Origin of the sequence: Bradyrhizobium sp. G127 (genome assembly GCF_021502575.1) — a bacterium.
Lineage (GTDB): Bacteria > Pseudomonadota > Alphaproteobacteria > Rhizobiales > Xanthobacteraceae > Afipia.
In genome coordinates this window covers 1,920,459-1,946,705 of the sequence record NZ_JAKFGN010000001.1, presented here as the reverse complement: position 1 = coordinate 1,946,705, position 26,247 = coordinate 1,920,459, and the positions used below count along the sequence as shown (strand labels likewise).

Annotated in this window: 20 protein-coding genes; 6 read left to right on the top strand and 14 right to left on the bottom strand. The window is 62.8% G+C overall.

All coding sequences use genetic code 11. The features are described from left to right. Positions 1-63: 63 nt before the first annotated feature. On the bottom strand, positions 64-1,455 hold the full coding sequence (gene hpnO / locus LVY71_RS09160; protein WP_235099481.1) for an aminobacteriohopanetriol synthase HpnO: 1,392 nt from the start codon (positions 1,453-1,455) through the stop codon (positions 64-66). 124 nt (positions 1,456-1,579) lie between these two features. Here hpnO and LVY71_RS09155 point away from each other — a divergent pair, with 124 nt between their 5' ends. Beyond that, entirely contained in the window at positions 1,580-2,197 is a 618-nt protein-coding gene (locus tag LVY71_RS09155; protein WP_235099480.1) for a DUF2147 domain-containing protein, read from the top strand. 13 nt (positions 2,198-2,210) lie between these two features. On the opposite strand, the gene hpnN is transcribed toward LVY71_RS09155, so the two are convergent. After that, the gene (gene hpnN / locus LVY71_RS09150) at positions 2,211-4,805 is read right to left on the bottom strand and encodes a hopanoid transporter HpnN (RefSeq protein ID WP_235099479.1); all 2,595 of its coding nucleotides are present in this window, start codon (positions 4,803-4,805) and stop codon (positions 2,211-2,213) included. Between the two features lie 213 nt (positions 4,806-5,018). Between hpnN and dxs the strand changes: the two genes are divergently transcribed. Genes dxs through hpnH form a run of 3 tightly spaced genes read left to right on the top strand, consistent with a single transcriptional unit; the run spans position 5,019 to position 9,120 of the window. After that, positions 5,019-6,935 carry a 1-deoxy-D-xylulose-5-phosphate synthase gene (dxs, locus tag LVY71_RS09145; protein ID WP_235099478.1) on the top strand — a complete coding sequence of 639 codons (1,917 nt, stop codon included), beginning with the start codon at positions 5,019-5,021 and terminating at the stop codon, positions 6,933-6,935. Between the two features lie 22 nt (positions 6,936-6,957). Further along, positions 6,958-7,920, top strand: coding sequence for a 4-hydroxy-3-methylbut-2-enyl diphosphate reductase (gene ispH, locus LVY71_RS09140; RefSeq protein ID WP_235099477.1), 963 nt, complete (start codon positions 6,958-6,960; stop codon positions 7,918-7,920). 6 nt (positions 7,921-7,926) lie between these two features. Beyond that, positions 7,927-9,120 carry an adenosyl-hopene transferase HpnH gene (hpnH, locus tag LVY71_RS09135; protein ID WP_235099476.1) on the top strand — a complete coding sequence of 398 codons (1,194 nt, stop codon included), beginning with the start codon at positions 7,927-7,929 and terminating at the stop codon, positions 9,118-9,120. Between the two features lie 96 nt (positions 9,121-9,216). On the opposite strand, the gene LVY71_RS09130 is transcribed toward hpnH, so the two are convergent. The 8 genes from LVY71_RS09130 to LVY71_RS09095 all read right to left on the bottom strand — a co-directional run bounded on the left by LVY71_RS09130 (position 9,217) and on the right by LVY71_RS09095 (position 19,089). After that, complete coding sequence (locus LVY71_RS09130; RefSeq protein ID WP_502797547.1) at positions 9,217-9,930, bottom strand: phosphorylase; 714 nt, start codon at positions 9,928-9,930, stop codon at positions 9,217-9,219. Next, the gene (gene shc, locus LVY71_RS09125; RefSeq protein WP_235099475.1) at positions 9,927-11,897 is read right to left on the bottom strand and encodes a squalene--hopene cyclase; all 1,971 of its coding nucleotides are present in this window, start codon (positions 11,895-11,897) and stop codon (positions 9,927-9,929) included. The genes LVY71_RS09130 and shc overlap by 4 nt, the downstream gene beginning before the upstream one ends. A gap of 24 nt (positions 11,898-11,921) precedes the next feature. Then, positions 11,922-13,181 carry a hydroxysqualene dehydroxylase HpnE gene (gene hpnE / locus LVY71_RS09120; protein WP_235099474.1) on the bottom strand — a complete coding sequence of 420 codons (1,260 nt, stop codon included), beginning with the start codon at positions 13,179-13,181 and terminating at the stop codon, positions 11,922-11,924. Beyond that, the gene (hpnD, locus tag LVY71_RS09115) at positions 13,181-14,038 is read right to left on the bottom strand and encodes a presqualene diphosphate synthase HpnD (protein WP_283842514.1); all 858 of its coding nucleotides are present in this window, start codon (positions 14,036-14,038) and stop codon (positions 13,181-13,183) included. Before hpnD ends, hpnE begins: the two co-directional genes overlap by 1 nt. Before the next feature lies 1 nt (position 14,039). Continuing rightward, entirely contained in the window at positions 14,040-14,921 is an 882-nt protein-coding gene (gene hpnC / locus LVY71_RS09110; RefSeq protein ID WP_235099473.1) for a squalene synthase HpnC, read from the bottom strand. Beyond that, positions 14,918-16,090 carry a glycosyltransferase gene (locus tag LVY71_RS09105; RefSeq protein WP_235099472.1) on the bottom strand — a complete coding sequence of 391 codons (1,173 nt, stop codon included), beginning with the start codon at positions 16,088-16,090 and terminating at the stop codon, positions 14,918-14,920. The genes hpnC and LVY71_RS09105 overlap by 4 nt, the downstream gene beginning before the upstream one ends. A gap of 177 nt (positions 16,091-16,267) precedes the next feature. Next, positions 16,268-17,455 (bottom strand): BaiN/RdsA family NAD(P)/FAD-dependent oxidoreductase, encoded by a 1,188-nt coding sequence (locus LVY71_RS09100; RefSeq protein WP_235099471.1) that lies wholly within the window; start codon positions 17,453-17,455, stop codon positions 16,268-16,270. A 47-nt stretch (positions 17,456-17,502) separates the two neighbouring features. Further along, positions 17,503-19,089, bottom strand: coding sequence for a B12-binding domain-containing radical SAM protein (locus LVY71_RS09095; protein WP_235099470.1), 1,587 nt, complete (start codon positions 19,087-19,089; stop codon positions 17,503-17,505). A gap of 266 nt (positions 19,090-19,355) precedes the next feature. Between LVY71_RS09095 and LVY71_RS09090 the strand changes: the two genes are divergently transcribed. Continuing rightward, positions 19,356-20,357, top strand: coding sequence for an NADP-dependent oxidoreductase (locus LVY71_RS09090; protein ID WP_235099469.1), 1,002 nt, complete (start codon positions 19,356-19,358; stop codon positions 20,355-20,357). A gap of 208 nt (positions 20,358-20,565) precedes the next feature. Beyond that, a complete protein-coding gene (locus tag LVY71_RS09085) occupies positions 20,566-22,155 on the top strand; it encodes a gamma-glutamyltransferase family protein (protein WP_235099468.1) in 1,590 nt (529 codons plus the stop codon). 405 nt (positions 22,156-22,560) lie between these two features. On the opposite strand, the gene eda is transcribed toward LVY71_RS09085, so the two are convergent. The 4 genes from eda to LVY71_RS09065 all read right to left on the bottom strand — a co-directional run bounded on the left by eda (position 22,561) and on the right by LVY71_RS09065 (position 26,188). After that, positions 22,561-23,220, bottom strand: a complete 660-nt coding sequence (gene eda / locus LVY71_RS09080) for a bifunctional 4-hydroxy-2-oxoglutarate aldolase/2-dehydro-3-deoxy-phosphogluconate aldolase (RefSeq protein WP_235099467.1) — start codon at positions 23,218-23,220, stop codon at positions 22,561-22,563. A 5-nt stretch (positions 23,221-23,225) separates the two neighbouring features. Further along, a complete protein-coding gene (locus LVY71_RS09075; protein WP_235099466.1) occupies positions 23,226-24,155 on the bottom strand; it encodes a sugar kinase in 930 nt (309 codons plus the stop codon). Positions 24,156-24,172: 17 nt separating this feature from the next. Further along, on the bottom strand, positions 24,173-25,156 hold the full coding sequence (gene denD, locus LVY71_RS09070; protein WP_235099465.1) for a D-erythronate dehydrogenase: 984 nt from the start codon (positions 25,154-25,156) through the stop codon (positions 24,173-24,175). Positions 25,157-25,282: 126 nt separating this feature from the next. After that, positions 25,283-26,188 (bottom strand): carbohydrate ABC transporter permease, encoded by a 906-nt coding sequence (locus LVY71_RS09065; RefSeq protein ID WP_235099464.1) that lies wholly within the window; start codon positions 26,186-26,188, stop codon positions 25,283-25,285. Between the last annotated feature and the right edge of the window lie 59 nt (positions 26,189-26,247).

Below are 26,247 nucleotides of genomic sequence, written 5' to 3'. Positions count from 1 at the left end.
GTTCTTTCCGATTCTGAAGGTGACGTGCTCTCAAGTGAGTTGTTTGGGGAGTGCCGGAGCAGGTCAGGCGGATTTTCTTGCCGCGTTATCGACCAGCGTCTTGCCCAGCGACCAGATCGCACCGGGCACGCGATGACTGCTCTCGATCACCGTGTCGAACGCGCTGGTGATCCAGTTGCAGTCCTCTTCCGTGATCGTCAGCGACGGCAGCAGCTTGATGGTATGGCTGGCGTGGCCCGACACCTGACTGAGGATCTTGTGATCCTTGAACAGCGGAATAGTGATCAACTGACAGAACAGGCCCTTGCTCGCGGCTTCCAGCACACTCCATGACGCCTTGAGCGCCAGCGACTTCGGCGGACCGAACTCGACGCCAATCATCAGGCCCTTGCCGCGAACGTTCTTCAGCAGTTCGTAGCGCGGAACCATCGCCGACAGCGTGGCAAGAATCTGAGCGCCCCGCGCCGCGGCGTTCTCGATCAGCTTCTCGGTTTTCAACACGTCGAGCGTCGCAATGCCAGCCGCCATCGCAAGATCGTTCTTGGCGAAGGTCGACCCATGCACGACGGCACGGTCCATGCGATCGAAGATCTTGTCAAAGATCGCCTTGCGCAACAGCACCGCGCCGACCGGCACGTGGCCGCCGGAGAGCGACTTCGACAACAGCACCATGTCAGGCTCGACGTTCCAGTGCTCGACCGCAAGGAACCGTCCCGTGCGGCCCATTCCCGTCTGGATCTCGTCGGCGACGAACAGCGTTCCATAGCGCTTGCACAGCGCGGCCGCACCAGCGAGGAAACCGTCGTCCGGCAGGTTGACGCCCTTGCCCTGGATGGGCTCGACGATGAAGGCCGCGACCTGGCGCGACACCAGCGCCTTCTCCAGCGCGGCAAGGTCGTTGAATGGAATGGACGTGCAATCCGGCAGCAGCGGGCCGAACCCGTCGCGGAAGTTCTTGTCGCCGGTCAGCGACAGCGAACCGTAGGACAGGCCATGATAGGCGTGATCGCAGTAGACGATGCCGGTGCGGCCGGTCGCGCCGCGCGCGAACTTGATCGCAGCTTCGACACATTCCGTCCCTGAATTCGCAAAAAACACCTTGTCCAAATATGGAACATGCGCGATCAGGCGCTCGGCCAGAATCCCAGCCAGCGTCGACAGATCGAGTTGAACAAGATTAGGAAGATCGCTGTCCAGAACGCTCTTGAGTGCGTCCTTGACGGTGGGGTGATTGCGGCCAAGCGCGAAAACGCCGAAACCGCTCAACAAATCCAAGTAACGGTCGCCATCACGGTCGAAGAGGTACTGCCCCTGCCCGCGCTGAAAGCCGACATCATAGCCAATGGTCTTGAGCACCCGGACGAGTTGCTCGTTGAGATATCGCGTATGCAGAGCATTGCGCTGGAACTGGCGGTCCGCGAACATCTCTGAAATGTCTAGATTTGGCTGCATCATGTCATACATACTTCGTTTGTCGGGCATCTAGTCAACTGAAAATAATGTCTGCGTCGTTTTGTCAGTATGTAGAACAATAGACGAATCTTGTGGTTTAAGTTGGTTGCAATGCACGCGAGGATTCATGCGGAAACTAGCCTTTAGTGGAATGTTCTTTCTCGCCGCCACCGGCATCGCCCAAGCCGCCGAACCACTGGGCGAATGGCGGGACGAAGACGGCAAGGCGACGATCAGAATCATCGACTGCAATTCGCGACTTTGGGGCGTCGTCGCCTCCGAATCGATTCCCGGCGGCGTCGACAAGAATAATCCCGACAAGGCCAAGCGGACGCGGCCGACGCTGGGCATGCCCGTGCTTCTCAATATGAAGAAGGTCACGGACGAGAAGGATAAATGGGAGGGTCAGGTTTATGACGCCACCAGCGGCAAAACCTACGACTCCACGATTCAGCTCAAATCGGCCAACGCCCTGCGCGTCGAAGGCTGTGTCGCCATGATCCTGTGCGGCGGCCAGACATGGTCCCGCGTTGCTGAAAGTCCGGCCGCGCCCCCCGGCGGGGCCAAGACTGGGGCCACCACCGCCCCAGCCGCTCCCAAGGCCACAACAGCTGCGCCGTTCCCCGCCCCGATCGGCGCACCCAAGACGGCTGCTCCGAAGAACGCCATGGCGAAGGCGGGATCGACCGATCCCGCCACACCGGAAGCCTGTCTCCTCCCCGAGATTGTATCGGCCCCCAAATAAAATCCGCCGAAGTTTATTTCTCGGTCTTCTCGCGGGGCTTGCCCATGAGCGCGGGCTGAAACAGCACCGCCGCGGCAAGAGTGGTGACCAGCGAAAGCGCAAGCAGCTTGCCCATGCTCGACGTGCCGGGATGACTCGACAGCCACAGGCTGCCGAACGCCGTCGCGGTGGTCATCGCGCTGAAGAAGATCGCGCGCGTCAGGCTCGATTGCAGCAGGTTGGTTTGCCCGGCGCGCCAGGCGGTCACGTAATAGATCTTGAAGGCCACGCCGATCCCGAGCAGGACCGGAAGCGCGATGATATTGGCGAAATTCATCGGCATGCCGATCAGGACGCAAATCTCCAGCGTCACCACGCCCGCCAGAATCAGCGGCACCAGTGTCAGCAACACATCGCCGATCCGCCGCAACACGATCCACAGCAGGATCGCGATTGACAGCAGCGCCCAGCCGCCGGCCTGAATGAAGGCCAGCACGATGGTGTCTCCCGACTTCAAAATGGAGATCGGACCACCAATGGCATCCGGCTGGGCTTTCAGAACGGCACCGGCGAAAGTGCGCAGCGTATCGTTGTCGTTGGGATCGCCCTTCGGCAGCGCTTCGACACGCGTCCGCCCGTCCGCCGTCGTCCAATCGCTCACAATGTCGGCCGGCAGGGTTTTCACAGTCACCGGCTGCGCCTTGAACAGAGCGCGGACCTGATCAAGCGCCACGTTCAATGGCGAGATAAAAGTCGCCTCGGCCTTGTCGCGAGTGGCCTTGTCGCCCTGTGCGAGTTTCGCCAAGGCGTCCGCAAGACGGCGTGCGGCGGTCGCGCCCGGCCCCTTGTCGTCGCCCGCGGTCTTGCGCAGGCTGTCAGCCGATCCCTTCAGCGCAGCGACGTTTTCCTCGTCCGAAGGCGCGGTGCCACGCTGCGTTTCGTTCAGGATCGGGTTGAGCTGTGCGGCAGCCTTGCGGATGATCGCCAGCTTGGCGGGCTGATCGTCGGGAATAAAGGTGTCGAGGGACACCACCCGCGAGACTTCGGGAAGTTTCGCAAGCCGCGCCTGAATCTCCTTTGCGGCCGCAGCGGAGGGCGCAAGGACCTCGATCGCATTGGTGCCGGTGTTGGGATCGCGGCGCAGATCGAGATAAGTCGCAATCGATTCAACCTTCGGACTTCGAAGGTTGATCGGATTGAAGTCGAAGTGCAGGAAATAGAGCAACGGCAGTCCAAGGACGGCCACGCCGAGAGTCCAGGCCACAACACCGATGCGATGGCGTTCAAGGAATTCATCGACCGGTGCCAGGAAGGCGAAGCCCAGCGGCTCCGCCTCGCCCGAGGGGTTCAAAATCTTGAGCAGTGCCGGCAGCACCGTGATCGCTGCGATGAACGCGATGATCATGCCCGCGCCGGCAATTTTTCCAAGCTCGGATACGCCCTTGTAGTCGGTCGGGAGGAACGACAGAAAGCCTGCCGCCGTCGCGACCGCGGCGAGCGTGAGAGGAATCGCGGAATATTCGCCCGCCTTCTCGAGCGCGAGGTCGAGACCGTGGCCCTCGTGACGGTCGGCGCGATAGCGCACACTGTACTGAATACCGAAATCGACGCCGAGGCCGACGAACAGCACGAAGAACGCAATCGAAATGAGATTGAAGGCGCCCACCATGATCAGGCCCACGGCCGTGGTCACGGCAAGGCCGATGATGAGCGTAATGAAAACCGCCGTGATGATCTTTGGCGATTTCAGCGCGCACCACAGGATAAAGAGCACGATCAGCACCGTGCCGGTATGGGTGAGAAGCGCCCCTTCCTGAACGGTGGCAAATTCCTCGTTCGCGATCGGCACCGGTCCGGTCAGACGGACGCGGGCGCCATATTCCCCGGCGAGATTGAGGTCGATCGCCGCCTTGCGGATCGCGTCGGTCGCGGCCCCGCCCGGCTCCAGCGCCTTGAAGTCGAGAACCGGCCGGATCAGGAACAGTTCGCGCTTGTCCGAGGCCGTCAGCGGCTGGCTGTCCGCCAGTTCCTTCCATGAAAACGGCGCAGGCTGCTTCGCCAGAACCTTCTCGACGGTCTCGGCCACCTGATTCAGCGGCCGGGCCATCGAATCGCGCGAATACTGCCCGCGCTGGGAACCGGCCAGACCGAATTCCAGGACGCCGGTCAGGCCACGGAGGCTCGGATCGTCGATCAGGATATTGAAAATCGGGGCGGCCGAGGCGAGCTGGCTGGTTTGCTTGGCCACTTCCGCGGTCGGCAAGAACAAAAGACCGTTACTGTCGAAAAACGCTCCGCCACCCGGCTGCCTGATTGAAATGAACCTATCGGTCTGTGGCAGCAACTTCTTCTGGAGGGCCGCGCCAGCCTGCCGGGCGAGTTCCGGGGTCGGGGCCTCTACGACGGCCAAAATGGTGTCATTTTTGCCAGGAAAGGCCTTTTCGAAGTCAATTTCGCGCTTTCGCCAGTCCAGATCGGGAGAAATCAGCTTCGCGACATCGGTATTAATGGCAAAGTTCCGATAGGAATAGTGGGCTGCCCATGCTGCCAGAGCCAAGCCAACCAAGAGCACCAGCCATGCGTGGCGCGTGCAAAAACGAACAAGCGATACAATAGTCCTTGTCAGCACAGGTTTTCTTTCTATTTCTGACGGCCGGGTTGAGGTACAGGCAACCGCCGGGGAGGCAGGTCGTTAACTTACTGATGCCTCAAACGATGCCCTTAAGTCACACAATAGTGGCATTTAACCAGCAGTTCCTCAGAACTACTGCTGAATAGCTGCAATAATGCTACACTGCAAAATGTTCCTGTCTTGTTCCACTTTCGTATTGGAAGCCTTGGTATGACCTCATCGACCCCATTGCTCGACGCAATCAAGTCGCCCGCTGACCTTCGCAAGCTCAAGGAAAGCGATCTGCCCCAGGTTGCGGCAGAGGTTCGCGCTGAGACGATCAACGCGGTTGCGGTTACTGGCGGCCATCTGGGCTCCGGTCTTGGTGTCGTGGAACTGACCGTGGCAATACATCATGTTTTTAATACGCCCTCCGACCGCGTCATCTGGGACGTCGGCCATCAGGCCTATCCCCACAAGATTCTCACCGAACGCCGCGACCGGATCCGGACCCTGCGCCAGGGCGGCGGCCTGTCCGGCTTCACCAAGCGCGCGGAAAGCGAATACGACTGCTTCGGCGCAGCGCACTCGTCGACCTCCATTTCGGCAGGCCTCGGCATGGCCGTGGCCCGCGATCTCGCCGGCGAAGACCGCAACATCATCGCCGTGATCGGAGACGGCGCGATGTCTGCCGGCATGGCCTATGAGGCCATGAACAATGCAGGTGCGATGGATTCGCGTCTGATCGTGATTCTCAACGACAACGAGATGTCGATCGCTCCGCCGGTCGGTGCGATGTCCGCCTACCTGTCGCGCCTGACCTCCAGCAACACCTACCGTTCGCTGCGCGAGATCGGCAAGCAGGTTGCCAAGCGTCTCCCGAAATTTATCGAAAAGGGCGCGCAGCGCGCCGAGGAATACGCCCGCGGCATGTTGTCCGGCGGCACAATGTTCGAGGAACTCGGATTCTTCTATGTCGGCCCGATCGATGGTCACAACCTCGACCATCTCCTGCCGGTGCTCAAGAACGTTCGCGATTCCAAGGTCGGCCCGACCCTGATCCACGTCGTCACCGAAAAGGGCAAGGGCTACACCCCCGCCGAGGCCGCTTCCGACAAATATCACGGCGTGGTCAAGTTCGACGTCGCCACCGGCAAGCAGGCCAAGGCGCAGGCCAATGCCCCCGCCTATACCAAGGTGTTCGGCAACAGCCTCGTCAAGGAAGCGGAGAAGGACGACAAGATCGTCGCCATCACGGCCGCCATGCCGTCGGGCACCGGCGTCGATATTTTCGGCAAGGCTTTCCCGGAGCGCACTTTCGACGTCGGCATCGCTGAACAGCACGGCGTGACGTTCGCCGCCGGCCTCGCGTCCGAAGGTATGAAGCCGTTTGTCGCGATCTATTCCACCTTCCTGCAACGCGCCTACGACCAGGTGGTGCACGACGTCGCCATTCAGGGCCTGCCGGTCCGCTTCATCATCGACCGTGCCGGTCTGGTGGGCGCCGACGGCCCGACCCATGCCGGGTCGTTCGACATCGCCTATCTCGGCTGCCTGCCCGGCTTCGTGATCATGGCCGCCGCCGACGAGGCAGAACTGGTCCACATGGTCGCCACCGCCGCCGCCATCAACGACCGGCCGTCGGCCGTCCGCTTCCCGCGTGGCGACGGTGTCGGCGTCGAACTTCCGTCCGTTGGCGTTCCGCTCGAAATCGGCAAAGGCCGCATCGTGCGCGAAGGGTCCTCGGTGGCCCTGCTCTCGCTCGGAACACGGCTCCAGGAATGCCTCAAGGCCGCAGATATTCTAAAATCCCACGGCTTGACCACCACGGTGGCTGATGCACGCTTCGCCAAGCCGATCGATACCGACATGGTCCTGCGTCTGGCGCGCGAACACGATGTGCTGATCACAATCGAGGAAGGTTCGATCGGCGGCTTCGGGGCGCAAGTCTTGCATACTCTTTCCGAGAGTGGCGCGCTGGATAAGGGACTGAAGGTTCGATCGATGGTTCTGCCCGATACATTCATCGATCAGGACAGCCCGGCCGCGATGTATGCGAAGGCCGGTCTGGACGCCAAGGGGATCGTGACGCGCGTGTTCGAAGCGCTGGGCCGCGAAGCCGATATCAGCGCGGTGCAGCTTGCTTAATCCAGTGCCCAGCAAGCCTCCGATGAAGATCCTGCTGGCCCAGCCGCGCGGGTTCTGCGCCGGCGTGGTGCGTGCGATCGAGATCGTCGAGCGTGCGCTTGAGAAGTATGGCCCGCCGGTCTATGTCCGCCACGAGATCGTGCATAACAAGTACGTCGTCGAAAGCCTCAAGGCGAAGGGCGCCGTGTTCGTGGAAGATCTGCACGAAGTGCCGGCAAATGCCATCACCGTGTTCAGCGCTCACGGCGTCGCCAAGAGCGTCGAGGAAGAGGCCGCCCAGCGCGGCCTGCCCGTTCTCAACGCGACCTGCCCGCTCGTGACCAAGGTTCATAACCAAGGCAAGCGTTACGTCTCCAAGGGGCGCAAGCTGGTGCTGATCGGCCACGAAGGCCACCCGGAAGTGGTGGGCACCATGGGTCAGGTTCCCGGCCCCGTGATCCTTGTCCAGAGTGTCGAGGACGTGGCGGGCCTTGATCTGCCAAGCGACGAGCCGATCGCCTACATTACCCAGACCACGCTGAGCGTGGACGACACCCGCGACATCATCGCAGCGCTCGAGGATCGCTTCACCGACCTCGAGGGCCCGGATACCCGCGACATCTGCTACGCGACACAAAACCGCCAGTCTTCGGTGCGCGATCTCTCCAAGCTGGTCGACGTGATCCTGGTGGTCGGGGCGACCAACAGCTCCAATTCCAATCGCCTGCGGGAAATCGGCACCGAAGTCGGCGTCCCGAGCTACCTCATCGCCGACGGCAGCCAGCTCAATCCTGACTGGCTGAAGGACGCTCAAACCGTCGGCATCACCGCAGGCGCGTCCGCGCCTGAGGTTCTGGTCGACGACGTGATTGACGCCCTGCGGAGAATCGGACCGGTGACGGTGTCCGTGCTGCCGGGCCGCGAGGAAAACATCGAATTCAGGCTGCCCGCGGAGCTAGCCCAACGCCAGCCCCCGCGCCTCTCTCCCGTGATGCAAGAAAGATAGCTGTTCATGGCCATTCCATTTTTCAAAGAGATCAAGATCGGCTCCTACCTGATGAAGCAGAAGCTTCTCGGGCGAAAACGCTATCCGCTGGTGCTGATGCTGGAACCGCTGTTCCGCTGCAACCTCGCCTGTGCCGGGTGCGGCAAGATCGACTATCCGGACGCGATCCTGAACCGCCGCATGACGGCTCAGGAATGCTGGGACGCCGCGGAAGAATGCGGCGCGCCGATGGTGGCGATTCCCGGCGGTGAACCGCTGATCCACAAGGAGATCGGCGAGATCGTGCGCGGCCTCGTGGAGCGCAAGAAGTTCGTCTCGCTCTGCACCAACGCGCTGCTGCTGGAAAAGAAGCTCGACCTATTCGAGCCCTCGCCTTACCTGTTCTTCTCGGTCCATCTGGACGGCCTGAAGGACCATCACGACAAGGCCGTGTCGCAGAAGGGCGTGTTCGACCGCGCCGTCTCCGCGATCAAGGCAGCCAAGGCGCGCGGCTTCACCGTCAACGTCAACGCGACGATTTTCGACGGTCATCCCGCGGAAGAAATCGCAAAATTCCTCGACTTCACCACCGAACTCGGCGTCGGCGTCTCGATGTCGCCGGGGTATGCCTATGAGCGCGCGCCGGACCAGGAGCACTTCCTGAACCGCCGCAAGACCAAGGAGCTGTTCCGAAAGGTCTTCGCCTACGGCAAGGGCAAGAAGTGGAATTTCATGCACTCCGGCCTGTTCCTCGACTTCCTCGCCGGAAACCAGACCTTCGAGTGCGAACCTTGGGGCATGCCTGCGCGCAATATCTTCGGCTGGCAGAAGCCCTGCTACCTGCTCGGTGAAGGCTACACCAAGACCTTCAAGGAATTGATGGAAACCACCGACTGGGACACCTACGGCACCGGCAAGTACGAGAAGTGCGCCGACTGCATGGCGCATTGCGGCTATGAGCCGACTGCCGCCAACGCCGCCGTGTCCAATCCGTTCAAGGCACTGAAGGTGTCGCTGTTCGGCATCAAGACCGAAGGCCCGATGGCGCCGGAAATCGACATGTCGAAGCAGCGCCCGGCGCAGTACGTGTTCTCGTCGGAAGTGCAGAAGCGTCTTTCTGAAATTCGCGCCGACGAAGCTAAGGCGGCGGAGACCAAGGCCGCAAAGCTCGTCGCGGCTCAGACGGCGACCCCTTCAAGCAACGCATCGACCGCAGCCTGATCTCGGACTGCAATCATTGAAAAGGCGCGAGCATTGCTCGCGCCTTTTGTCTTGATTGAATGACGGACGCTTGTGGGCGCGAATAGCGGGGCGAAATCAGCCCAGCGCGTGCCGGCAACCTTTCAGCGAGCGCAGCGCGCGGCTGAAGTCGCGTCCTGTGGAAATCAGGTGCGGGATCGTCTTCGGATTGCGCGCGATGCCGCGCATCACCTTCCACATATCGACATTGCCGTTCGGCTTGATGGCGTTCATCGTCAATTCCGGCAGCGCGCGATGCGCCGGGTCGCTGATGACGCGCACCGCCGCGAACGGCAGGCCGTAGTGCTCGGCATAACGGGCCGCGATATGGCTTTCCATATCGACCGCATCCGCGCCGGTGGTGGCGCGCAGCGCGGCCTTGCCGACCTGTCCGGTCACGACTTCTTCCACGCCCACGAGCACGCCGGAAACGATCTGGCGCTTGCGCTTGGCCGGCAGCGCCACGAGATTCTCCGTCAACGATGCGACGGTGGACCAGCGCTGTCTGGCGGCGACGATTTCAGAGGCAATCACGATGTCGCCGGAGCGCAGCACCGGATTAAGTCCGCCGGCCACGCCGAACGAGACGATGCCGCGAATGCTCGCCGGGTCGAACGAGACCATCATCTCGCGCAACTGAACCGGATTGCTGGAGCTGCAAATGACGGTGAGACCGGGACCCGCAGCGATGCGGGCTTCCTGTTTCAAGCCGGTCACGATCAGAACCGGCAGTTCATCCCGGTCAGTCGCTATATGTCTGTGTGCGGCGTCCCCGCCCGCAGCTTTAGTCACATTCCGATCCCCACGAAGCGGCTGTTAGTATTGCGCAAATTTCGGTACCGCGCCAGCGCCCACAACGGAAAGAACTTGGAATATCCGTGGTATCGCAAATAGAACACACGCGGGAACCCGCCGCCGGTGTAGTTCGGCTCGTTCCAAACGCCGTCCTTGGTCTGGAATTGAATCAAATAGGCGATACCGCGCTGAGTCGCGGGGTGATCCACCTTCCCGGCTGCCATCAAGGCGATGGTCGCCCAGGCGGTCTGTGAGGCCGTGGAGTCGGCCTTCTCGTAGCCCTTGTAGTCCAGCCGGTAGCTGTTGCCGTCCTCGCCCCAGCCGCCGTCGCTGTTCTGGATGGCGATCAGCCAGTCCGCGGCTTTGCGAATCACCGGGTCGTCGTGAGCGACACCGGCGGCATTCAGCGCGCACAGGACGGACCAGGTCCCATAGATGTAATTGATGCCCCAGCGCCCGAACCATGAGCCATCCAGCAACTGCGTCCGGCGCAGGTACTCGACGCCCCGCGCCAGCGCCGGGCTGGTCTCGACGGTTTCGCCGAGTTGCGCCAGCATCGAGACGCAGCGGGCCGTAACGTCCTCGGTCGGCGGATCGAGCAACGCGCCGTGATCGGAGAACGGAATGTTGTTGAGATAGTATTCGAGGTTGTCGGCATCGAACGCCGCCCAGCCGCCATCCTTGCTTTGCAGACCGTTGATCCACTCGCGGCCGCGCGCAATCGCCTCATCGTACTTTTCGCCGGCGTTGAGCGTGCCCCGCGCGCGGTCCATCGCCATAACCACGACGGCAGTATCGTCCAGATCGGGATAATGTGCGTTGTTATACTGGAACGCCCAGCCGCCCGGCCGCACGCCGGGCCGCTTCTCGATCCAGTCGCCCTCGACGTCGAGCACCTGCTTCGGCTTCAGCCAGTCCAGCGCTGCCTTGGCGGAGGCGACTTCCTTTTCGCCACCCACTTCGATCATCGCATGCGCGGTCAGCGCGGTGTCCCAGATCGGCGACACGCAGGGCTGGCAGTAGGCCTCGTCGTCCTTGATGACGAGCAGGTTCTCCACCGACTGCCGCGCCAGCACGTAGTGCGGATGATCCTTCGGATAGCCGAGCAGATCGAACATCATCACGGTATTGGCCATCGCCGGGAAGATCGCGCCGAGACCGTCGACGCCGTTAAGGCGTTCGGTGACGAAGGTCACCGCCTTGTCGATGGCGCGCTGGCGGCTTTTCTTCGGGAAGAACGGATCGACGACGCGCAGTACGGCATCGAGGATGCTGAATCCCGTGAACCAGAGCTGGCTCTGGTGCGGCGCCTTCGCCGTCATGCCAATCGACTTTGGATCTTGCAGAAACAGCTCGTCGATGCCGACGCCGAGCGGATTGCGCGCGCGCGGCTTCTTGTTCATCAGCACCAGCAGCGGCACGATCACCGTCCGCGCCCAATAGGAGATCTTGGTCAGATGGATCGGAAACCAACGCGGCAGCAGCATGATCTCAACCGGCATCATGGGCGCTGCGCGCCACGTCACCACGCCGAACAACGCGAGCATAATTCGGGTGAACACGTTGCTGTTAATCGCGCCGCCGCGCGCGCGAATGATCTGGCGCGCACGCACCATATGCGGCGCATCGACGGAATCGCCGATCATCTTGAGCGCGAAGTAGGCCTTCACGCTGGCGCTCATGTCGAACTCGTGGCCGTAGAACAGCGACCAGCCGCCGTTCTCGTTCTGGATGCGGCGCAAATAGTTGCCGATCTTGGCTTCGATCACACTATCGATCGGCTCGGCCAGATAGTGCCGCAGCAACACGTACTCGGCCGGAATCGTGGCGTCGGCCTCAAGCTCGAACACCCAATGGCCGTCCGGCTTGCGGTGATCCAGCACGGCCTTGCTCGCCGCCGCGATGCTGGCATCGACAGCGGCCGCTGACGGCGGGGCTTCGGTCTTGAGGTCGTCGAGAGTCATGACGTTTAAAATCTATCCGTTTCGCTACAGTCTCAGCGCCAGATCGGCGGCGCGGTCGCCGGAGCGGATCGAGCCTTCGATGGTGGCGGGCAGTCCCGTATCGGTCCAGTCACCGGCCAGGAACAGGTTTTTCCACTCGGTGACAGGCCCCGGCCGCAGCGCATTCTGTTCCGGCGTGGCCTCGAATGTGGCGCGGCGCTCGCGCACAATCTGCCACGGCGGCAGCGGGCCTTCCGCCACCTCGCTGCCGAGGTTCGCAGCCTTGCAGATGTCACGCCAGATGTCGCGGGCAAGTTCCTCGCGCGGGGCGTTCACCAGCCGGTCGGCATCGCTGATGGTCACAGACAACCGCTGATGGAACGCGAACAGCCATTCGACCAGCCCGCCGATCACGCCGATCATCGGCGGCATGCTGTCCGGCGGATCGTAGCGGAAATGCGCGTTGACGATGGCGCGGAACTTGGTCGGCGTTTTCAATCCGGGGAGAATGGAAGATGCCGAGCGCGGCGGAACCGCCAGCACGACGACATCGGTCGGCGCAACGGCAATCGTGTCCTCGCCGAATTCGAGCGCCGAGATCGACTCGCCCGCCATCAATACCTGACGCAGTTCATGGCCGAGATTGACGGTGCCGCCCTTCCCGCGGATCAGCTTGAGCGCCGGATCGACCAGCACCGTGCTCAGTCCCTCGCGCGCGATCAGCGGACGGCAAGACTTGCCGCCGGCGAGCAGTGTCTCACGCACGATCGCGCCCGCAAGTCCTGCGGAGCCGTCGGGCGGATCGACGTTGAGCGCGGCCAGCAGCAGCGGCTGCACCAGCCGATCATACAAGACGCCTTCGCACTTGATGGTGTTGCCGACCAGTGCATCGGTCCCCGCCCAGCTCAGGGGCGCGAGCGCGAGATAGTCGCCGACGCCGGTGTCCGGCACGCGCTTGTCCTTCGACAGCAGCCACGTCGGCAAACGGCTGTTGCCGAGATCGAGCATCCAGCGCTTGCCGGTTTTCAGATCCATAAAATTGAACTGCGCGCGTTCCGGCCCGACAAGTCCCGCCTCGCTGCCGATCGACAGCGCATAGGACCGCGCGTGCAGATTGCCCGACAGCAGCAGATGGTTGCCGTTATCGATGACCATATCCGTCGCGCCGTCATAGTAGGACCGGCAGCGGCCACCGGCCTGCAGCGTCGCCTCATGGACGTGGACTTCGAATCCTTCATTGGCGAGCCGGACGCCTGCGGACAGGCCGGAAACACCGGCGCCGATGATGTGAGCTTTTTTTGCCATCAGATGAATGCGTACCGAATGAGAATGAAAATCTTGGCGGCCTTGCTGAGCTTGACCGGCTTGCGCGGCAGCGCAAAACCGCGCTCCACCAGCTTTTCCAGGATCGCGTGATAGTATTCCGACATGATTTTCGGTGCGCGCACGACACGCCGCGGATTGCGCGCCATGATGTCGTTCGACTTGGCGAAATGACTGCGCGCCTGTTTCAGAATGTCCTCGCAGGCGCGCGGCAATCGCGGATCGGACGCCACGGTCAGCGGATCGTTCGACATGATGCCTGCGGCGTTGAGATTCTCGCGCGGCAGATACAACCGCCCGATGCCGGCATCCTCGTCGATGTCTCGCAGGATGTTGGTGAGCTGCAACGCGCGGCCGAGATGGTGCGCCAGCAGGATGCCGTCCTCTTCGCCAAGACCGAACACCCGCACCGACAACCGGCCCACGGCGCTGGCGACCCGGTCGCAATAGAGATCGAGCGTCTTGGCGTCCGGTGCCCGGATGTCGGCCGGCACGTCCATTTCCATGCCGTCGATGATGGCGATGAAATCCTCACGGCGCAGGCCGAACTGCTTCACCGACGGCGCGTAATCCTTGACGCGCGCAGGCGGATTGCCGGCATAGAGCGCGTTGATGTCGCGCCGCCACTGATCGAGCGCCGCAAGACGTTCGGGACGCGGCCCGTCGGAGTCGGCGATGTCGTCCACCTGACGGCAGAAGCTGTAGATCTGGAACATGGCGTCGCGCTGCTCGCGCGGCAGGATGCGCATTGCGGCGTAGAACGAACTGCCCGAGGCCACGCCCTGTGCATTCGCTTCCGGCGCGGCGGCGGGCTGCGCTGTGGTGCTCGTCGAGGTCATGTCAGATCACGCGCCCCGTGCTGGCGGGCCGCGGCGCCTGCCCCGTCATGCGCCGGAACAACCCGCCCGCCATGGCGGAGAGTGCGACGCCGGCCATCTGCCCCTTCGACAGATGCACGTTGTCGCTGAGCGGATCGCGCACCTTCAACAGATTGACGATCCTGTCCGCGAACGCGTCGATCACGCAGACCTCAAGGGCGAACCGCGTATCCCTGATCTCGCCCGGCAGCGAGCGGCCCTCGTGCAGCAATGTCTCGGTGCGTCGCGCCAGACCCTGAAGGCATTTCAGCAGCGCCGGGGTTGAACGCGCCTCGCCGAGCATTTCCACTGTCGCGCCCGCGGCGGCCAGCGCATCGCGCGGAATGTAGACGCGGTTGAGATCGCGGTAGTCCTTGCCGCAATCCTGCAAATGATTGTTGATCTGCAAGGCGGCGCAGATCGCGTCGGACGCCGCCCAGGTCGAGCGGTCCTCGCCGTGAACATCGAGCATGAAGCGCCCGACCGGCATCGCCGAGAGCGAGCAGTAGTGAATGACGTCGTCCCAGTTCTCGTAGCGCAGCTTGGTGACATCGAGACGAAACGCGTTGAGCAGATCCTGCGCATGCTTCGGCGACATACCGCGTTCGGCCAGCGCCGCGCGCAGCGTCACCGCTTCCGGCTGGCTGTCGCCCTTGCCCAAAAGCTCGGCCTCGAGCAGATCGAGCCTGTCGAGTTTTTCCTGCGGCGGCAGCGTCGCGTGGTCAGCGATGTCGTCGCCGGTGCGCACGAAATTGTAGAACGCGAGGATCAGCGCGCGGTGGCGCGGATGAATGATCCACGACGCGACCGGGAAATTCTCGTCCTTGTGGCTTTTGCCGGAGCGCAATTCGCCTGAAGTTGTCATTGCGGGTTCGACACCTGCGCCTGGGCGCGGCCTTTCCACATTCCGCCACGTCCCTGAAAATGCTGAAGCGCGGAATTCACCGTGAACACCATATAAGCCAATGCGATTGCGGGAAGCGCCGGCCCCCAGAAGGCCGGCTGCCCATAGTATCGCAGCGTCGGCAGGAACGCGAGCGCCATCAAAAGCCACGCTGTGGCCGCAAATACCGCTGCAAGGCCGTGGCCAAACAGCGTAATCGCCACCGGCGCGAGATAGACGATCATCATGCCGACGATCGTTCCGATCAGCACTGCGGGGGAATAGCGCAACTGGGCATAGGCCGATCGCGAGATCATCTGCCCGACATCGCTGACGGTTTCCGACGCGCGCACGCTGATGACATCGTGCGAGACCCCGAGCCACACCGGCCCCTGCGTTTTCAGGCGCGCGCCGAGCGCGCAATCGTCGATCAGCGATCCGCGGATGGCGTCGATACCGCCCGCATTCTTCAGCGCATCCCATCGCGCCAGGATGCAGCCGCCCGCGGCCGCGCCGGTGGCATGCGCCGGATTGCGCACCCAGGAGAATGGATAAAGCATCTCGAAAAAGAAGATGAAGGCCGGGATGAGGTATTTTTCCGCAAAACTCTCGCAGCGCAGCTTCGCCATCACCGACGTCATTGCGAGCCGCTCGTTCTGCGCGCGGGCGACAAGGCGCATCAGCACGTCGCCGGAATAGACGATGTCAGCATCGGTCAGCAGAACATAATCGGGCTGCGCGGAACGGCCCTCGACCAGCGTCAGCCCCTGCTTCACCGCCCAGAGTTTTCCAGTCCAGCCGGACGGCAGGGGGCGGCCGGACAGTACCGTAAGGCGATCCGAGGCGCCGATCGCGGCAGCGGCTTCGGCGGCAAGCTGAGCGGTTCCATCCTGGCTCTGGTCGTCCACCAGAACCATCGACAATTCGCCGGGATAGGGTTGGGTCAGGACGGACGCCACGCAGCGGCCGACGCCGGCTGCCTCATCGCGTGCAGGCACCACCACGGCGATAGACGGCCACTTCATGAAGCCCGGCGCGGGCGCAAGATCATCGAACTTCGGGGTCCGCCAGAATTCACCCCGCGCCGCGATCAGATAGATCCAGATCGCAAGGGCGATGGCGGCGATAATCAATGGCAATTGAGCGGACACGTCAGGCTCACGGGCAAGTTGGAGCGGCGGTGACAGGCCGCATCCTTGTCGATTAGCAGGTCGGAACCCCCTAGCACAATCCTCCATTGATGGGAAATAACTTCATGATTTCAGCGTTTTATCGCTGCGTTTGCAGCCGGTCAGCCATTCCCGTTCCGCACCGGTTCCGGCTGGGCGTCAGGCGTTTTGGCCTGCGGCATAACCCGACGACCAGGCCCACTGGAAATTAAACCCTCCAAGATGCCCGGTGACGTCGATCACCTCGCCAACGAAAAACAGACCGGGCACGGACCTCGCTTCGAAGGTCTTCGACGACAGTTCCGCGGTATCCACCCCGCCAAGCGTCACTTCCGCGGTCCGGTAGCCCTCGGTGCCGCGCGGCGTCACGCGCCATGCGTTCACCAGCGTTGCGACCGCCTGCAATTGCTTGTCTGACAAGTCAGCCATCCTTGAAGCGCCGCCGCCCGGCTCGGCGATCATCTGCGCGAGCCGCCCCGGCAATAGCCGCGCAAGGCTCGTCGCCAGTTCCTGCCGGGGATGGTCGCGGCGCATCTCCTTCAGCGCGGCGAACACATCGGTGCCCGGTGCCATATCGATCTGAATGTCGTCGCCCTCGCGCCAGTAGGACGAAATCTGCAAAATCGCCGGACCGCTCAACCCGCGATGGGTGAACAGCATCGCCTCGTCGAACTGTGTGCCATTGCAACTCACCACCGCGTCCACGCTGACGCCCGCAAGATCGCGCGACCGCGCCAGCAGCACCTCGTCGAAAGTCAGCGGCACCAGCGCTGCGCGCGGCGGGATAATCTTGAGGCCGAACTGCTCGGCGATTTTGTAGCCGAAACCGCTCGATCCCATTTTCGGGATCGAAGGCCCGCCGGTGGCGACCACCAGCGATGGTGCGCGAATCTCGCCGCGATCCGTGACGACAACGAAGCCACCCTCACCCTTCGCGACAGACGAAATCTTCGTGCCGGGATGCAGCGTCACACCCACAGCGGCGCATTCGTCGAGCAGCATGTCGATGATCTGCTGCGAGGAGTCGTCGCAGAACAGTTGCCCGCGGGTCTTCTCGTGCCAGGCGATGCGGTGTTTTTCGACCAGCGCGAGGAAATCGTGCTGGGTGTAGCCGCTGAGCGCGGATTTGCAGAAATGCGGATTGTGCGACAGGAAATTCGCTGGCGTGGTGTGCAGGTTGGTGAAATTGCAGCGTCCGCCGCCGGAGATTCGAATCTTCTCGGCTGGCCGCTTCGCCTGTTCGATTACCGCCACGGAGCGTCCGCGTCCGCCCGCGATGCTTGCGCACATCAGCCCGGCCGCGCCCCCGCCGAGGACGACGACGTCATAAGCCAGCGATGGTTTCATGATCGCTCAGACGGCGGCGCGACCGGCACGGTCATCGCCCCGCCGCATCATTCCGCGGCGACAGGCATGTCCCGCAATTTCGTCGAGTAATATGATGCATTCTGCTGCCCGCCCGATGCGTCCCGCGCGAACAATATCAGATGGTGCGCGACCAGACCAACAGTGATGACGCGTTCGATGTCGCCAATACGGAGCAGCGGCAGTGAGAACGTCCAGAACTCGCGCCGATAGTCACTCCTGATGCCCACCTGCCAGATGATGTTGGCCAGCATGGTCATCCCACGCTTGATGTTGCGGAAGGACAGGCGCTGCTTGCTGTTGGGCAGCTTAATTCTGTTGGGATAAGTGTGGATCACCTGGTGCGCGAAGCGCGCGAACAGCTTTTCCGGCGTGTAGGCGCGGCCCATGCACTCCCGCCATGTCGAGACCACGTGATCGTAGGGAAGAAAAAAATCGACGTTTGAATCGCGGTCGCTGTCCTCGATGAGCCGCCCTTCGCGCTTGAGGCGATCCCACAGCGGCGTCTTCGGCAGCGCCTGCAGCAGGTTGATGGTCAGCAGCGGAATTTGTGACTGGTCGACGAACTCCAGAATGCCTTCGCCTGCGTCGACGGAGTCGGTATCGAGACCGAGGATGATGCCGGACACCACTTCCATGCCGTAGCTGTTCAGCGTCTGCACGCCCTCCAGTATCGGCACTACCATGTTGTGCTGCTTCGACATCGCCTTCAGCGCCGCGGGATCCGGCGTTTCGATGCCGCAGAACACGGTGGCAAAGTAAGCATCGCGCATCAGCGACAGGATTTCGGGACGCTTGGCGATGTTCAGCGTCGCCTCGCAGGCGAACTGAAGCGCGAAACCATTGCGCTTCTGCCATTCGACCAGATGCGGCAGCAGGTCCAGCGCCGCCTTGCGGTTGCCGATGAAATTGTCATCGACGAAATACACCGATCCGGTGAGACCGCATTCCAGTAGCTTGTCCAGTTCGGCGGTGACCTGCTCGGGCGTCTTCAGGCGGGGATTGCGCCCGTAGAGTCCCGGGATGTCGCAGAACTCGCACTGATAGGGACAGCCGCTGGAAAACTGGATGCTGCCCAGAAAATAACGCTCGAGCGGAATCAGCTCATACGCCGGGATCGGAAAGTCCGACATCTCGCGGCGCTCCTTCGTCGTGAGTACGACCTGCTTGTGCGGCCGTGATGTATCCCGCGTCAGGCGCCGGAACAGATCTTCGGTCGCGTCGCCGAGCTCGCCGACGTGCAGGTAGTCGAAGTCCGGATAATTGTCGGGACAGGCGCTGACGGAAGGTCCGCCCAGCGCCACGGCCAGATCATGCACATGCGCGCGGCGGCAGATGTCGTTGATCTGCGGGCGCTGGATATGCATGCCGCTGACGAACACCGCGTCCGCCCAGATGAAATCCTCGTCCGTCGCGGTCCGGATATTTTCGTCGATGAAGCGGACCTTCCAGCCCTTGGGTAAGGATGCCGCAATCAGCAACAAGCCCTGCGGCGGCATGAAGGCCTGGACGCCGTCGGTCAGGGGGTAGGCGTATTCAAAAGTGCCAAATGAAGGGGAATAACGAGGAAAAACGCACAGGATGCGACGAATGGAAGGACTTACCACGTCTCTCATCAGGCCCCCTGCTCTCGAACTATGCAGTTGCGCTTAGGACGGGCCATAATTTCGGTAACAATAGGGCACTTCCAGCGAGGCCGTTCGACCCCACGCAGCCTTTCCGGACAAGCAAACCGCGGACCAGCTGCTGAAACAACGTCGATCGAGGCGCCCGGTTCCACACCAGTGCCCAGAGGCAGGCCCCGGGAGTTCTGCCCTCCGGTTCCAATCCCCGACAACGCTGCTATCTTGCCGCGCAACAACAAACGCCCCGGAGGAAGACCATGACCCAAGCCGCCAACCGCCAGATCCTGCTGGTCGAAAAGCCGACCGGCAAGCTCGCGCCGCAGAACTTCAAGATGGCGGAAGCGCCCACGCCGGAGCCGAAGGACGGCGAGGTGCTGGTGCGGGTGCTTTATATCTCGCTCGATGCCGCCAACCGCGCGTGGATGCAGGGCGCGACCTATCGCGCGGCGGTCGAGGCCAACACCGTAATGGCCGGCGGCGCAGTTGCCGAAGTCATCAAGTCCAACGCGCCGGGCTTCACCGTGGGCGATCTCGTGTTCGGCGATACCGGCTGGCAGGATTATGCAGCGGTGCGCGCCAAGACCCTCGTGAAGGTGCCGCGCATCGATCCCATCACGCATCTGCTGAGCGTGTACGGCGTGGCCGGCCTCACCGCCTATTTCGGCCTGCTCAATGTCGGCAAGCCGAAGGCCGGCGAAACCGTGGTGGTCTCGGCCGCGGCCGGCTCGGTCGGCTCGTTCGTCGGCCAGATCGCCAAGATCAAGGGCTGCCGCGTGGTCGGCATCGCCGGCGGCAAGGCGAAGTGCGACTGGCTGGTGTCCGAACTCGGCTTCGACGCCGCGGTGGACTACAAGTCCGAGCCGGTATTCAAGGCACTGAAAGCCGCCGCGCCGACCGGCATCGACGTCTATTTCGACAATGTCGGCGGCGACATTTTCGAGGCCTGCCTGCCGCTGATGAACCAGCACGGCCGCATCTCCTGCTGCGGAGCCGTCTCCGCCTATGACGGCGCCCCGCCCGCCCACGGCCCGCGCGGCGTCCCCGGCCTGATCGTGGTGAAGCGCCTGACCGTTCAGGGCTTCATCTTCACCGATTTCAACGACCAGCGCGACGCGGCGATGGCCGATCTGCAGGCGTGGGTGAAGGCCGGCAAGATCAAGGTGCAGGAAGACATCATCAACGGCCTTGAGAACACGCCGCAGGCGCTGATCGGACTGCTCGCCGGCGAGAACCGCGGCAAGCGGATGGTGAAGGTGTAGATCGCTGCGTTGGACTCACTGATCGCACCAAGGAAAGAAGTGTCATGGCCGGGCTTGTCCCGGCCATCCACGTCTTGTTTTCTCTCATCAACGAAAGACGTGGATCACCGGGACAAGCCCGGTGATGACGACCCCATGCGTAGCCGCTAAAGTACCGAACTCTGCCCAGTCACAATCTCCAACACATCGAACTTCCGGAATTCCTGCAATGCTGAATACGCCCCGCTCCCGCCGCGGCATGGTCACATCGCCCCATCATCTCGCCTCCGAGGCGGGACTGCGCGTGCTGCGCGAAGGCGGCAACGCCATCGAGGCGACACTGGCGATGGCGGCGAGCCTGCCCGTGGTCTATCCGCACATGAATTCCCTCGGCGGCGACGGCTTCTGGCTGATCTCGAAGGACGGCAAGCCACCGGTCGCGGTGGACGGTTGCGGCGCGGCGGCCAGTGCCGCGTCGGTGGAGTTTTACAAGAACAAGGGCCTGTCCGCGATTCCATCGCGCGGTCCTCTCGCCGCCAACACCGTGGCGGGCACGCTGTCCGGCTGGGCCGAAGTGCTCGCGATCAACACCGAGACGGGCGGCAAGCTGCCGCTGTCGCGGCTGGTGGAGGACGCGGTGTGGTCGGCCGAGAACGGCTTCGCCGTCACCGCCACGCAGCAGGAGCTGACGGAAACCAAACTGGCCGAACTGAAAGACTCGCCGGGCTTCGTCGAGACATTCCTGCTCGACGGCAAGCTGCCGAAGGAAGGCCAGTTGATGAAACTGCCGGCGCTGGGCGCGACGCTCAAGCGGCTCGGCGAAACCGGCCCGATGGATTTCTACACAGGTTCGCTTGCAAAAGAGATCGCGGCGGATCTGGCGCGCTGCGGCTCGCCGGTGACGCTGCAAGATTTGGCCGCGCACAAAGCGCAACGCCGCGAGGCGCTGTCGGTCGCGATCAAGAATGCTACGCTCTATAATTTCCCGCCGCCGACGCAGGGCCTCGCCTCGCTGATGATCCTGGCAATCTTCGAGCGCCTCGGCATCAAGGAGGCCGAAACCTTCGAATACCTTCACGGAATTGTCGAAGCGACCAAGCAGGCGTTTCTGGTGCGCGACCGCATTGTCGGCGATCCGGCCTACATGACCGAGAAGCCGGAGCACCATCTGGCGTCCAAGACGCTCGATGGGCTCGCCGCCAACATCAGCCGCAAGCGCGCCCTGCCGTGGCCGGTGCCGGTCAATCCCGGCGACACCGTCTGGTTAGGGGCGATCGACAAGGACGGTATCGCCGTCTCCTTCATCCAGAGCATCTACTTCGAATTCGGCTCCGGCTGCGTGCTGCCGAACTCCGGCATCGTCTGGCAGAATCGCGGTTCGAGCTTCCTGCTCGATGGCGACGGGCCGCGCGCGCTGCGCCCCGGCCGCAAGCCGTTCCACACCCTCAACCCGGCAATGGCGCTGTTCAGCGACGGCCGCCGCATGGTCTATGGCAATATGGGCGGCGAAGGCCAGCCGCAGAGCCAGTCCGCGGTGTTCTCGCGCTACGCGATGTTCAGCCAGGGCCTGCAGGCCGCGATCACCGCGCCGCGCTGGCTGCTCGGCAAGACCTGGGGCGACGCCACGGTGACGCTGAAACTGGAAGACCGTTTCGATCCGGCGGTGGTGCAGGCGATGCGCGACGCCGGCCACGACATCGAGATCCTGCCAGCCTTCACGTCCACAATGGGTCATGCGGGCGCGGTGGTGCGGCACCCTGACGGCATGTTCGAGGGCGCCACCGACCCGCGCAGCGACGGCGCGGCGATGGGGTTTTGAGGGTCTGCCCCTCCGTTCGTCATTGCGAGCGAAGCGAAGCAATCCACAGCCGCAAGAAAGACATGGATTGCTTCGTCGCAAGTGCTCCTCGCAATGACGAATAACTGCTTCCTTGTTGTCAATTTAATGTAATGCAGCGGCAGAATTTTGAGAATTGCGACGAGCCGTTAGACGCAGCTTCTTATCTTCACGCAGAACATGATGCTGAGATTCGGTTCCGGTCGGCGATCCGAATCGTAACCCGTTCACCGGATTCTATTTTCGCCGTCACCCTGAGGTGCCGAAGCGAAGCGGAGGCCTCGAAGGGCGACGGCGATATTACGGATAGTCATCCTTCGAGGCTCGCAAGAGCTCGCACCTCAGGATGACGTGACTCCCTTCCGCGTAAACGGAGGTGAAGACTCGCTACCTCCGCCGCAGCCTTTTCATCGCATCGATGCAGCGGCCGGTGATGACCTCCCAGTTCGCGGCCTTGATGTCCGAGGCCGGACACAGCCACGAGCCGCCGGCACAAACCACATTCGGCTCTGCAAGCCATGTCGCAACGTTGTCCGCATTGATCCCGCCGGTCGGACAAAACCGCGTGGCGGGAAACGGTCCCGACAACGCGCGCAGCATGGAAATGCCGCCCGCCTGTTCCGCCGGGAAAAACTTCAGCAGATTGAAACCCCTCGCCTGCGCCTGCATGATTTCGGATGAAGTTGCTATGCCGGGCAGCAGCGGCAGATCACTGGCCGATGCGGCGTCCAGCAGTTCGAACGTGGCACCGGGGCTCACGGCAAACCGCGCGCCGAGATCGCGTGCCCGGCGCAGGTCATCGCCATTGAGCACGGTGCCCATGCCGACGATGGCGTCCGGTACTTCGGCGATGATGGCTTTCGCCGCGGCGCTGGCGGCTTCGGTGCGGAACGTCACTTCGAGCACCTTCACGCCGCCCGCGACCAGCGCGCGCGCAAGCGGCACGCCATCCTCGGCGCGGTCGATGGTCAGCACCGGCACGATCCGCGCCGGAACCAGAATCTGTTCCAGCGCCGCCTGCTTTGCCGAGGCCGATGTGCCGCTCATCGCCGTCACTCCATTACAGCGGCAGGCATCAACCCGCCGGCCGGCATCGCATCGCGCGGAATGATTGCGCCGCGATGGCCGATCACCGCGCCAGCCAAACGATGCCCCGCCCGCGCCGCTTCCAGCGGTGGCGCGCCACGCAGCCTCGCCGCGATATAGGCCGCCGAAAAACTGTCGCCCGCCGCCGTGGTATCCACCACCTTGCCGACCGGCTCCGCTGCTACGGTATAGTCGATGCCGTCATGCCTGATAACGCAGGCCGGGGTGGCAAGTTTCAGGACCACCTCGCGCGCCGCAATCCGGCCGATCAGTTCGCCCTGCATCCGCGCACCGAACAGCGGGGTGAGATCGTCCGTCGAGGCCAGCACGATGTCGGCGATGTCGAACATCTCGCGATAGACCTGGCGCGCGGCATCCACCTCCGGCCAGCCCTGCGGGCGGAAATTGGTGTCGAATGCCACGCGGGTCTTGCCCTTGCGCACGCCTTGCAGCACATCGAGCAGGCGCTGGCGGCCGTCGGCGCTGTATAGCGAAAGCGTAATTCCCGAGAGATAGACCATGTCGTAGTCCGACAGCGCCGCGAGAAGATCGCCGGTCTCCGGCAGATCGAGCAACATCCGCGCCGCAGCATTGTCGCGCCAGTAGTAGAACGAGCGCTCGCCCGCCTCATTGGTCCGGATCGCATAAAGGCCCGGCAGCTTGCCCTTGACCCGAATAACCTGCGCGGTGCCGACGCCTTCGCCTTTCCAGCTATCGATCATCTCCTCGCTGAACGGATCGTCGCCCAGCGCGGTGATATAGTCCACGCTCACGCCGAGGCGCGCGAGATAGATCGCGGTGTTCAGCGTGTCGCCGCCATAGCTGCGTATGAGCTGGCTGCCGGTGCCCTGCGAGAGTTCGATCATGCACTCGCCGATACAGGCGATTGTCGTCATCGCAGGCACCGGGGTTGTCAGGTTGCGAACTTTCCGCCGAGTTCATCCTCGATGTGAATGCGGATGATGTCATCGAAGGTTTTCTCCGCCGTGGCGAAGCCGAGCTTCAGCGCGCGGTCGGTGACGAAATCGCGCGGCCAGCCGGCGACGATACCCATGATGGTGGGGTCCGGCACCCGCTTGATGCGATCCGTGACGCTCTTGCCCGCGACCCGGCCAAGCGCTGCGATCTGCTCGCCCACGGTAGCCGAAAGACCGGGCATGCTGAGCGCGCGGCGCGGCCCGATGGTGCTGGTGTCCATCGTGCCGGCATGCAGCAGGAAGCCCACCGCCGACCGCGGCGACGCGTGCCAGTGCCGCACGTCCTCGGAGACCGGCAGCACAGCTTCCTTGCCGGCCAGCGGCTCGCGGATGATGTTGGAGAAGAATCCCGACGCGGCCTTGTTCGGCGTACCGGGCCGCACGCAGATGGTCGGCAAGCGGATGCTGACGCCGTCGAACAGGCCCTTGCGGGTGTAATCGGAAATCAGCAGTTCGCCGATCGCCTTCTGCGTGCCGTAGCTGGTCAGCGGCGCGGACAGGAATTCGTCGCCGATCTTGTCCGGGAATGGCGCGCCGAACACCGCGATCGACGAGGTGAACACGATGCGCGGCTTGTAATTGCCGCCGATGGCGCGGACAGCGTCGATCAGGTAGCGGGTGCCGTCGAGATTGATACGATAGCCCTTGTCGAAATCGGCTTCCGCCTCGCCCGACACGATGGCCGCGAGATGGAAGATCACGTCGGGCTTGCCCGCGACGAGCTTTGTCACCGCGGCCTGATCGGCGACATCGCAGGTCACCACTTCGGTCGGGATCGACGTTGCCGGTCTGGTCGGCGCGACGACGTCCTGCAATGTCAGGCCCGTGATGTCCGCTTTGCCGAGCCTGCCGTCGCGCGTGAGCCGCTCCACAAGTTTGCGTCCGACCATGCCGGCCGCACCGAGAACCAGAATATGCAAAGAAAGCTCCTCTTCAGATCGATACCGTCATTTTGCAGGAGCGAAGCGACGAAGCCAATCCATCCTTGTTCCTGTTCTGGATTGCTTCGCTTCGCTCGCAATGACGCATACTGCGGTTTACTCGCGCTATTCCTTCACCGCCCCGGTCATGGCCGAGACGTAATGCTCGACAAAGAACGCATAGAGGATGACCAGCGGCAGCGAGCCGACCAGCGCACCCGCCATCAGCGATCCCCATTTGTAGATGTCGCCGTCGACGAATTCGTTGACGATCGCCACCGGCACGGTCTTGTTCTGCGTCGAGGACAGGAAGGTCAGCGCGTAGATAAATTCGTTCCAGCACAGCGTGAAGGAGAAGATGAAGGCCGAGATCAGCCCCGGCACCGCCAGCGGCAGCACGATCTTGGTCAAGATCTGCCAGCGGCTGGCGCCGTCGATCAGCGCGCATTCTTCCAGTTCATACGGAATGGTCTTGAAATATCCCATCAAAAGCCAGGTGGAGAACGGGATCAGCAGCGTCGGATAGACCAGGATCAGCGACAGCGGCGAGTCGAACAGGCCGTAGGAATGGATCACCGAGGCCAGCGGAATGAACAGGATCGACGGCGGCACCAGGTAGGCCAGGAAGATCAGCGCGCTGACCGCTTCCGCGCCCTTGAAGCGCAGGCGGACAATGGCATAGGCCGCCAGAACGCTGGCAACGATCGACAGGAACGTCGCCGCCGCCGCCACATACATCGTGTTCCACAGCCAGCGCGGATACTGGGTTTCGAACAGCAGCTTCTGGATGTGCTTGAGCGTCGGCTTCACAACCCAGAACGGGTTGTAGGTCTCCATGTCGATCAACTGCTCGTCGGGTTTGATCGACGTCAACGCCATCCAGTAGAACGGGAACAGCAGGATCACGACCATGATGAAGAGCGGGATGTAGAGCGTGATGATCTTGCTGGGCAAGGTCTCCAGATAGCTCATGCCCTCGCTGTTATCGCTGGCCGCGACAGTCGCAGGCGGATGTGCTGCATGGTCAGTCATTGTCGGATCCTTACTGCCACTTGTGGCGCGCGCGCGGGGCCTGCCCCGTTCGCGCAGGA

What these genes read in the sequence shown, in the direction of transcription:
- hpnD (WP_283842514.1), bottom strand. Translation starts at nt 14,038, where the DNA reads ATGACCTCGACGAGCACCACAGCGCAGCCCGCCGCCGCGCCGGAAGCG.
- LVY71_RS09095 (WP_235099470.1), bottom strand. Translation starts at nt 19,089, where the DNA reads ATGAGAGACGTGGTAAGTCCTTCCATTCGTCGCATCCTGTGCGTTTTT.
- LVY71_RS09090 (WP_235099469.1), top strand. Translation starts at nt 19,356, where the DNA reads ATGACCCAAGCCGCCAACCGCCAGATCCTGCTGGTCGAAAAGCCGACC.
- dxs (WP_235099478.1), top strand. Translation starts at nt 5,019, where the DNA reads ATGACCTCATCGACCCCATTGCTCGACGCAATCAAGTCGCCCGCTGAC.
- hpnC (WP_235099473.1), bottom strand. Translation starts at nt 14,921, where the DNA reads ATGACAACTTCAGGCGAATTGCGCTCCGGCAAAAGCCACAAGGACGAG.
- shc (WP_235099475.1), bottom strand. Translation starts at nt 11,897, where the DNA reads ATGACTCTCGACGACCTCAAGACCGAAGCCCCGCCGTCAGCGGCCGCT.
- eda (WP_235099467.1), bottom strand. Translation starts at nt 23,220, where the DNA reads ATGAGCGGCACATCGGCCTCGGCAAAGCAGGCGGCGCTGGAACAGATT.
- hpnH (WP_235099476.1), top strand. Translation starts at nt 7,927, where the DNA reads ATGGCCATTCCATTTTTCAAAGAGATCAAGATCGGCTCCTACCTGATG.
- hpnO (WP_235099481.1), bottom strand. Translation starts at nt 1,455, where the DNA reads ATGATGCAGCCAAATCTAGACATTTCAGAGATGTTCGCGGACCGCCAG.
- LVY71_RS09065 (WP_235099464.1), bottom strand. Translation starts at nt 26,188, where the DNA reads ATGACTGACCATGCAGCACATCCGCCTGCGACTGTCGCGGCCAGCGAT.
- LVY71_RS09075 (WP_235099466.1), bottom strand. Translation starts at nt 24,155, where the DNA reads ATGACGACAATCGCCTGTATCGGCGAGTGCATGATCGAACTCTCGCAG.
- LVY71_RS09085 (WP_235099468.1), top strand. Translation starts at nt 20,566, where the DNA reads ATGCTGAATACGCCCCGCTCCCGCCGCGGCATGGTCACATCGCCCCAT.
- hpnE (WP_235099474.1), bottom strand. Translation starts at nt 13,181, where the DNA reads ATGGCAAAAAAAGCTCACATCATCGGCGCCGGTGTTTCCGGCCTGTCC.
- ispH (WP_235099477.1), top strand. Translation starts at nt 6,958, where the DNA reads ATGAAGATCCTGCTGGCCCAGCCGCGCGGGTTCTGCGCCGGCGTGGTG.
- LVY71_RS09100 (WP_235099471.1), bottom strand. Translation starts at nt 17,455, where the DNA reads ATGAAACCATCGCTGGCTTATGACGTCGTCGTCCTCGGCGGGGGCGCG.
- LVY71_RS09155 (WP_235099480.1), top strand. Translation starts at nt 1,580, where the DNA reads ATGCGGAAACTAGCCTTTAGTGGAATGTTCTTTCTCGCCGCCACCGGC.